12 protein-coding genes are annotated in these 8,188 nt (G+C 66.8%); 5 read left to right on the forward strand and 7 right to left on the reverse strand.

Annotated features, from left to right (window positions below):
• Nucleotides 1–9: 9 nt before the first annotated feature.
• From RJ05_RS31080 to RJ05_RS22320, 6 genes are all read right to left on the reverse strand, one after another.
• Nucleotides 10–168, reverse strand: a complete 159-nt coding sequence (locus RJ05_RS31080; protein ID WP_156090843.1) for a hypothetical protein — start codon at nucleotides 166–168, stop codon at nucleotides 10–12.
• Complete coding sequence (locus tag RJ05_RS22300; RefSeq protein ID WP_156090844.1) at nucleotides 156–1,370, reverse strand: hypothetical protein; 1,215 nt, start codon at nucleotides 1,368–1,370, stop codon at nucleotides 156–158. Before RJ05_RS22300 ends, RJ05_RS31080 begins: the two co-directional genes overlap by 13 nt.
• Nucleotides 1,370–1,747 (reverse strand): hypothetical protein, encoded by a 378-nt coding sequence (locus RJ05_RS22305; protein WP_036540307.1) that lies wholly within the window; start codon nucleotides 1,745–1,747, stop codon nucleotides 1,370–1,372. The genes RJ05_RS22300 and RJ05_RS22305 overlap by 1 nt, the downstream gene beginning before the upstream one ends.
• A gap of 15 nt (nucleotides 1,748–1,762) precedes the next feature.
• Nucleotides 1,763–2,299, reverse strand: coding sequence for a DUF3558 domain-containing protein (locus RJ05_RS29515; RefSeq protein WP_081597478.1), 537 nt, complete (start codon nucleotides 2,297–2,299; stop codon nucleotides 1,763–1,765).
• Nucleotides 2,300–2,443: 144 nt separating this feature from the next.
• A complete protein-coding gene (gene cobM, locus RJ05_RS22315) occupies nucleotides 2,444–3,217 on the reverse strand; it encodes a precorrin-4 C(11)-methyltransferase (protein WP_036540309.1) in 774 nt (257 codons plus the stop codon).
• Nucleotides 3,218–3,231: 14 nt separating this feature from the next.
• Nucleotides 3,232–3,657, reverse strand: a complete 426-nt coding sequence (locus tag RJ05_RS22320; RefSeq protein WP_036540311.1) for a PPOX class F420-dependent oxidoreductase — start codon at nucleotides 3,655–3,657, stop codon at nucleotides 3,232–3,234.
• Nucleotides 3,658–3,914: 257 nt separating this feature from the next.
• Between RJ05_RS22320 and RJ05_RS32495 the strand changes: the two genes are divergently transcribed.
• The 3 genes from RJ05_RS32495 (at nucleotide 3,915) to RJ05_RS22325 (ending at nucleotide 5,075) form a co-directional block, all read left to right on the forward strand.
• Entirely contained in the window at nucleotides 3,915–4,037 is a 123-nt protein-coding gene (locus RJ05_RS32495) for a hypothetical protein (RefSeq protein ID WP_085996266.1), read from the forward strand.
• A 185-nt stretch (nucleotides 4,038–4,222) separates the two neighbouring features.
• Nucleotides 4,223–4,381 carry a hypothetical protein gene (locus RJ05_RS31085; RefSeq protein WP_156090845.1) on the forward strand — a complete coding sequence of 53 codons (159 nt, stop codon included), beginning with the start codon at nucleotides 4,223–4,225 and terminating at the stop codon, nucleotides 4,379–4,381.
• A 337-nt stretch (nucleotides 4,382–4,718) separates the two neighbouring features.
• The gene (locus RJ05_RS22325) at nucleotides 4,719–5,075 is read left to right on the forward strand and encodes a hypothetical protein (protein ID WP_104360432.1); all 357 of its coding nucleotides are present in this window, start codon (nucleotides 4,719–4,721) and stop codon (nucleotides 5,073–5,075) included.
• 20 nt (nucleotides 5,076–5,095) lie between these two features.
• On the opposite strand, the gene RJ05_RS22330 is transcribed toward RJ05_RS22325, so the two are convergent.
• On the reverse strand, nucleotides 5,096–6,055 hold the full coding sequence (locus tag RJ05_RS22330; RefSeq protein WP_081597479.1) for a LysR family transcriptional regulator: 960 nt from the start codon (nucleotides 6,053–6,055) through the stop codon (nucleotides 5,096–5,098).
• A 100-nt stretch (nucleotides 6,056–6,155) separates the two neighbouring features.
• Here RJ05_RS22330 and RJ05_RS22335 point away from each other — a divergent pair, with 100 nt between their 5' ends.
• Complete coding sequence (locus tag RJ05_RS22335; protein ID WP_036540312.1) at nucleotides 6,156–7,571, forward strand: MFS transporter; 1,416 nt, start codon at nucleotides 6,156–6,158, stop codon at nucleotides 7,569–7,571.
• A 34-nt stretch (nucleotides 7,572–7,605) separates the two neighbouring features.
• On the forward strand, nucleotides 7,606–8,188 hold a 583-nt coding region (locus tag RJ05_RS22340), incomplete at its 3' end, for an SDR family NAD(P)-dependent oxidoreductase (RefSeq protein WP_036540314.1).

Below are 8,188 nucleotides of genomic sequence, written 5' to 3' on the forward strand. Positions count from 1 at the left end.
GATCTCGTCCTACTCGCCGATGACCGGCGGCACCGTTTTGGCCATGGAATCGAGACCGGTGAGTTCGTTGCCGTTCTCCTGATTGATCAGGTAGTCCGGCACGCCCTTCTTCGTCTCTTCCTCGGAAGCATTACCGCCACGCGCGCCCGGCGACATCATTCCCGGCATACCCGACCTGCCGAGCCCGCCGGCAGCCGCACCGGTGCGAGCCGCAGCGGGGTTGGCCGCGGTGCCTCCCGCGCCCTGGCCGCCGGGCAAGGATCGACCGAGGCCGGGCGCGGAACCGCCCGAGCCGCCCGAACCCGAACCCCGTCCCCAGCACCGCCTCCGCGACCGGGGAAACCGGTCGTCGCCGCACCGGGCAGGCCGGATGTCGAGGTCGACGCGGGCGACGTGGAGGTGCTCGCGGGGGTCGTGGACTGCGGTGTGGTGGTGCCGGTGTCGGTGCTCGCGGCCGTGGTCGACGGGTCCTGCTCCTCGGTGCCGGTGTCCTCGCCACCGGTTTCCGTTGGCTGCTCCGGCTCTACCGACGTGCCGCCGCCGTTCCCGGTTCCGCCGCCGGAGCCGTTTCCGCTGCCGTTGCCGTTGCCGTCGCCATTTCCGTTGCCGTCGCCGTTCCCGTCGTCGTTCGACAGCGGGTTGTGCGGGCGCGGAATGTACGGGACACCGGTGTCGGATTCCCGGATCACCGGGGCGTACACGGTGGTGAGAACGCGGACGGCCTCGACCTTCGCGTTGTATTCGGCGACATCGTCATTGCGCCAGCCGCGGCCCGCGATCGTGGAACGCAGGTTGTCGACGCCGCTGCGGTGCTCGGGCGCGTGCGGAACAAGAGCCAGGGTCGGTTCGAGACCGGTCTGGAGTTCGGCGAGCTTGCTGGAGGTCAGCTTGGCCGAATTGATGAGCTGCGCCGATTTGGTGACGTAGTCGCGCACACCCGCCAACGCGGCGTCGCGAGACGCACCCTTCCAGATGCTCTCATCGGTGGCGCGTTGCATCGCGGCGTTGAAGGTGTCGAGCGTGGTCTTGGCGCGATCGCCGATGGTGTTCCAGGCCGAGACGAGATCGCTGACCGCCTTGATGTTGATCTGGTCGACCTTGGCCCGCAGCGTCGCGACATCGTCGGCCTCGAACTCGTCCTCGTCCAAGACCTTCTGCGGCCGGAACTCACCCTGAAACCCGATCTCCCCCGCCTTGGTCCGCACCCCGTCCCGCTGCGTGTTGTACTTGTTCTGCACGTCGGCGGCGTTCACCTCCGGCTTCAGGTCCTCGCCGGCGATGAAATTCGTGATCGCGATGCCCATATTCGACGCCATATCGCCGAAATCCCAGCCGAGGATGCCCATTCTCGATGGGTCGATGTACACCATCAGGGCACCTGCCCGGCAGCGGTGATGGTGGCGGTGTTCTCGACCTCCTGGCCAGTGATGCGTTTGAAGGAGAGCGCGAAGACTTCGCGCATGTCTTTGACGACTTCGATGTGCTCGAGGATCACCGCGTCGATCGAGCGATCCTCTCCGGTTGCTTGGGCCAGGAACTGCTTGACGAGGTCATCCGCCATCTTGAAATTGCCGAAGCCGGTGACGTTCTGAACGGTGGCCGTCGACTGGAGGATGCCCTTCAGATCCTCGAGATGCTGGTCGCAGGCTTTCGCACAACTCAGCGCGGCCTGCTCATCATCGAGGTATAGCTCGCCGGCGCGAGCGCTGGCCGCAAGCCGGTCCCATAGCGCTACGTCTTGGCTCATTGCGTGCCCCCCGGCTCAGTTCGGAAGTAGGGGAACTATCGATTCCCCAACACTCTGGATTGTTACGCATGGATCGGCCGGATCGTCGAGAAGTACGTTGCTCATGACCCTCAACTGGACGACCCCTTGCGCGGCAGGGAACACCACATCGCAGAGTAGATCTTTCGACGCGCCGTTGACCCTGAACTGCCGCCCTTGACGTCCCGCAACCCTCACGTCTTGGAAATCGACGTTACCCGGCTTCTGCTCGAAATCCTGGACAGTCAGTCCTGTCGAGAACACCGTCACCGAATGCTGCTTACCCTGCCATGTGCAGATTTCCCAGCCATCCTGATCAACGCCGGCGGCACCCCGCTCGACCACATCTGGGTTGACACCTGCTGCGCTCAGAGCGTCGTCCGAGATCCCAGTGCAAGGGTCGAACAGCGCGACCGGCGCAGCACTCGTCGCACTCCCCTCCGCCGTCGGCGACCCCTCCGTACTCCCGCCACACGCAACCACCCCGGGCACAACAGCACCCGCAAGCAACATCATCATGATTCGGCGCGCCATCCCCACCCTTTCGACCTGTGACGGCTCAGGACCCACCGACCTTAGCAGACGACCAGTTGGCAAATCGCGCCTATATGGGGCGCGACAGCAGGCAAGACACAGCTCACAGACGCCATCTACCTGCGGTGATAACGGATCAGCGCGCTACTGCCGGGGCGACCCGGACGCACCTACACCCCGCTCCCGCCCCGGGTCGTACAAATGGGAGCCCACACACGAAATCCCGGATTGCAGGGCTCGCCCGACGAGGATGACGGCGGCCTGGCGCAACCCTGCGGCTTCTACTTGGTCGGCGATATCAGCGAGTGTGCCGCGAAGGACCATTTGTTCGGGTTGGCTGGCGCGGTAGACGACTGCCGCGGGGCAATCGGCGCCATGGAATTCCGCGAGCTCGGCGGCCAACGTCCGGATTCGGGTAATGGCCAGGTGCAGGACGAGAGTGGCTCCGGTGCGGGCGAATTCGGCGAGGGCCTCGGATTCGGGCATCGCGGTGGAGCGGGCCTGGGTGCGGGTCAGGACAACCGATTGCACGACCTCGGGGACGGTGAGTTCGGTGCCGAGGATGGCGGCCGCGGCGGCGTAGGCGGGGACGCCGGGGGTGACGTCCCAGGGGATGCCGTTGGCGTCGAGGCGACGGGTTTGTTCGGTGAGGGCCGAATAGATCGACGGATCACCGGAGCAGAGGCGGGCGACGTCGCGACCGGACTCGTGCGCGCGCACCAGGTGGGCGATGATCTGGTCGATATCCAGGTGCTGGGTGTCGATCAGCTCGGTGCCGGGGGCGCAGTGGGCGAGCACATCGGGGTCGAGGTAGGTGCCCGCGTACAGGCAGACCGGGGAGTTGCGCAGCAGTTCGACCGCGCGGACGGTCAGCAGGTCCGCGGCGCCGGGCCCGGCGCCGATGAAGTGCACGGTCATGCGGGTGAGTCTATTCAGCCGGTCATACCGAAGGCCGCGACGACCTTGTGCGGCCGCACCCGCACGACCAGCTCGCCTGGCACGCCATTGCGCTTTCCGAACTCCTCGGCGCGGTCGGCGCCCATGTAGCGGGCGCCGATCGCGGTGGCGGTGCGCACCAGCTCGTCCAGGTTCTCCGACAACGTCACCGTGCCTTGAACCTGCACGAACGCGTACGGCCGCTGCTCGAGATCCACGCACAGCGCGATCCGGTTATCGCGAACCAGCGCCTTCCCCTTGGCCGAGGTTTTGCCCGTGTTGAACACCAGTTCCTCGCCCTCGACGATGAACCACACGGGGACGACCACCGGCCGCCCGTCCCCGGCCGTGAACGCCACCTTGGCCGTCCGCGTGCCTTCGGTCAGAAAATCGCGCACCTTCGGATCCGACAATGTCGCCATCCGCCCACCTTAGGCCGATTCGGTCACCGAGCAGACCAACCGACGTGCCGAGTGGTACCTGAGCCGGCCGTGTGCCGAGTACACCTCTCGCTCACTCGCGGCCGGTGGGAACCGCCTCCGGTTCGTGCGCGAAGCCGGAGCGGAGGCGTCGCGCGTGGCGGACCTGCCCGGTTTCGCGGGGGCTTTCGAACGGACTGGCTTTTATTTTTTCTGACGTATGGTCGAGGTCAGTTGGAACTTCGAAAGTAGGAGCGACAATGGCTGACAAATCTCGTGGCAAGTCGTTGAAGAAATCCGCGACCACGATCAAGGAGCGCCGGGCGGCGAAGCGCGAGCGGGCGGCAGACGCCTCGGTGATCGTGCGGAAGCGCAAGGGCTGAGCCAATTTTCACCATTGAGGCACCCGCTGCCACCGTTACGGATCTTTTCGATCCGGCACCGTCCCGACACACCTTGCATTTTTCGGACCGTCGGTTTTTCTATCCCCATTCACGGCCTGGTTTTCTGCTGCGCGAAAAATTCGAACTCGCGGGCTCGGCCGGTCAGAACTATTTCAGGAGAAAGCATGACTACCTCCGGAATCGCGGACCGAAGGACCGACCGCGGGTCGAGCTTCAGCACCGCCGAGATCAAGGCCCGCATCGAGGAGATGTTCGACGCCCGAGGGCCGCACATCCGCGGCGAGGAGGACGGTAGCCGTGATCGCGACGAAGCTGAACCGTAGCGGCGTGACGTCGGCACTGGGGCAACGGTGCTCGCCGGCGAGGGCGGCTCGGTCGCCGGTCGTCATCGGACGACCGGGCCGCCTGCTCGACTCGGTTGCCGCGGAGTTCCGCCGGCAGGGCGTGGTTTCGAGTTACGGTGGTGCACCGCATATTTCGCGGCGAATGTCCCGGATGCCGCACGTGGACGGGCAGCGCGACGGTGCGGACCCGTCCACGCCGGGCAAGGTGAGCAGGCCTAGCGCGCCAAGCGATGCGAGCAGACCTAGCAAGCCCAGCGATGCGAGCACGCCCTGCGCGCCAACGACCCCCGCCACCATCGTCATCGTGGACCGGACGATGATCGAGTTCCTGTTCTGCGACCGCACGAGCGGCCGGGGCGTCGTCCGAACGTTCGACCGCATCCGCCGGGAGCGCTCGGTCGAACGCCAACTATGTGGAATGGCAACAACATCCGCGCTCGCGATCGCCGCGCGCCGACTGCTCATCGTGTGCGACATCGGGCAGACGTCCGCGGACGAGCGGACCCGGGCACTGCGCTGGGTGCGGGGGCTGGCGCACCGGATCGGCTACGAATGCTCGGTCAACGGGCTGCACGGCCTCGCCACCTGGTACACGGCGGTCGTGGCCGGAACCGATCGCGCGCAGGCGGCGAGATCTGTCGTCGAGTGGTATCGGCGTGGGCATCTGCCGTAGTCGGTGGGCACCCGCAGGAATCAGTGTTTGCCGAGCAACGCCGGCTGCTGTTCGGCGACCAGCTGTACCAGGGCGTCGACGACCGCGGCCACCTCCGGGCGGCGCAGGGTCTCCGGGCGCGACACCAACCAGTAGGACAGCCGGATGGCGACGGCCTCGGGTAGGACGCGGACCAGGTCGTCGTGGCGGTCGGCCATGAAGCAGGGCAGTAGGCCGAGGCCCGCGGCGGCGCGGGTGGCCTCGACGTGGACGAAGACGTTGGTGGAGGTCACCGACTCGGGCCTGGTGGGCACGAAGCTCGAGGCCAGATCCAGATCGTCCACCTGGAGCATCGAGTCGATGAAGTACACCAGCGGGTGGCTGCTCAGGTCGGCAATGGATGCGGGCGTGCCGAACTCGGCCAGATAGTCGCGGGAACCGTAGAGGCCGAGGCAGTAGTCGCCCAGCCGAATCGCCTTGGCACGCTGCACCTGTGGTTTACCCACCACCACTTCGATATCCAGCCCGGACCGCTGCTGGGACGCCCGGCGCGTGGTTGCCACGATCTCGACGGCGACCCGCGGATGGTCGCGCCGCACGCGCGCCGCGGCGGGGGCGGCGAGGTAAGCGCTGAACCCATCGGTCGCCGACAGCCGGACCACGCCCTCCAGCTCCCGCTTGTGCCGCGGGCCCGCCATGAACTTGACGGCGGTCTCGATGGTCTCCGCCGCGACCAGCGCCATGCGGCCGAGCTCGGTGAGCTCCCAACCGCCGGCCGACCGGGTCAGCACCCGCCCACCGAGGCTCTGCTCCAGCGCGGCGATGCGGCGGGCGATGGTGGTGTGGTTGATGCCGAGCTCATCGGCCGCGGTGACGTAGCGGCCCGAGCGCCCGACGGCCAGCAGAACCAGCAGATCATCGGCGCTCGGACGTCGGGCCGGACCCGGAGCGGACGCGTTCACTTCTGCATTTTTGCAGATATGCCCTGCGCATCTGGTCATTGCCGTCGACATCGGTGTGCACTGATACTCGTCGTCATGGCCTGTGGCGGCCATCACATTCGATCAGTGATGTGGTCGCGATGATGAGGGAGTTTCGACGATGAGCGTGCACGACGCGGCGAAGACCGACGACAAGGGAGTACCGACCGGACTACGAAGAGTGGTCGCCGCGTCGATGGCGGGCACGGTGGTCGAGTGGTACGAGTTCTTCCTGTACGGCACCGCCGCGACGCTGGTGTTCAGCAAGGTGTTCTTCGCCGACACCACCAGCGACCTGGACGCGATCCTGGCCGCGTTCGTCACCTACGCGGTGGGCTTCGCGGCCCGCCCGCTCGGTGGCGTCGTCTTCGGGCACTTCGGTGACAAGTACGGACGCAAAAAGCTGCTCCAGTTCAGCTTGTTGCTGGTGGGCGCGGCGACGTTCCTGATGGGCTGTCTGCCCACTTTCGGCCAGGTCGGCTATCTGGCGCCGACGCTGCTGGTGATCCTGCGCTTCATCCAGGGCTTCGCCGTCGGCGGCGAATGGGGTGGCGCGGTGCTGCTGGTGGCCGAGCACAGCCCCAATCGCAGTCGTGGGTTCTGGGCGAGCTGGCCGCAGGCCGGTGTGCCCGCGGGCAATCTGCTCGCTACCGTGGTGCTGCTCGCGCTGACCACCACGCTGTCGGATGCGGCGTTCCTGAGCTGGGGTTGGCGAGTCGCGTTCTGGCTCTCGGCGGTGGTGGTGCTGATCGGCTACTACGTGCGCACCAAGGTCACCGACGCGCCGATCTTCGTGGCGGCGCAGCAGGAGGCGGAGAAGGCACGCGCCACCTCGTTCAGCGTGGTGGAGGTGCTGAAGCGTTACCCGCGTGGGGTTTTCACCGCGATGGGCCTGCGCTTCGGCGAGAACATCATGTACTACCTGGTCGTCACGTTCACCATCACGTATCTGAAGGTGCAGGTCGAGCTGGACACCGACACCATCCTGTGGTGGCTGCTGATCGCCCACGCGATCCACTTCTTCGCCATCCCGATGGTCGGCAACCTCAGCGACCGGTTCGGTCGGCGTCCGGTGTATCTGGTCGGCGCCATCACCGCGGGCACCTGGGGCTTCTTCGCCTTCCCGATGATGGACAGCGGCCACAACGCGGTCATCCTGGCCGCGATCATCATCGGCCTGCTGTTCCACGCGCTGATGTACGCCGCGCAGCCGGCGATCATGGCGGAGATGTTCCCGACCCGGATGCGCTACTCCGGTGTCTCGCTCGGCTATCAGGTGACCTCGATCGTCGCGGGCTCGCTGGCCCCGATCATCGCGGTGCGGCTGCTGGACACCTTCGACTCCTCGGTGCCGATCGCCTGGTACCTGGCCGGGGCGTGCGCCCTGACCGCCGTCGCGGTGATCGTGGCCCGGGAGACCAGCGGGCTGGATCTGGCCGAGATCGACTCGGCCGATGCGGCGAACCTGGCGAACGAAGCCGAGCAGTCCGCGAAGACGGTGGCCGCGCCCGCGCCGGCCACGGTGACGGCGAAATGAGCATCAGCGCGGATGCGGGTCCCGTGGTGACACGATGAGCGAGCTCGAGGGACGGCGCGCATTGGTAACCGGCGGGGCGAGCGGCATCGGCGCGGCCTGCGCGCGGGCGCTCGCCGATCGCGGGGCCCACGTCACCGTCGCCGATATCGACGAAGTCGGCGCGAAGGCGCTGGCCGAGGAGATCGGCGGCAGCGCCTGGGGTGTGGATCTGCTCGACGTGGGCGAACTCGAGCAGCTGACCCTCGAGGTCGAGATCCTGGTGAACAATGCCGGCATCCAGAGCATCGACCCGATCCCCGAGTTCGCGCCCGAGCGGTTCCGCACCCTGATGACGCTGATGGCCGAGGCACCGTTCCTGCTGATCCGGGCCGCGCTCCCGCACATGTACGAGCAGAGGTTCGGCCGGATCGTCAATATTTCCTCGGTGCACGGGCTGCGCGCCTCGGAGTACAAGGTCGCCTACGTCGCCGCAAAGCACGCCCTCGAGGGCATCTCGAAGGTGACGGCGCTGGAAGGTGGCAGGCACGGGGTGACGAGCAACTGCGTCAACCCTGGGTATGTGCGCACTCCCCTGGTCGACAAGCAGATCGCCGATCAGGCCCGCACCCATGGCCCCC

Origin of the sequence: Nocardia cyriacigeorgica NBRC 100375 (genome assembly GCF_000308555.1) — a bacterium.
Lineage (GTDB): Bacteria > Actinomycetota > Actinomycetes > Mycobacteriales > Mycobacteriaceae > Nocardia > Nocardia cyriacigeorgica.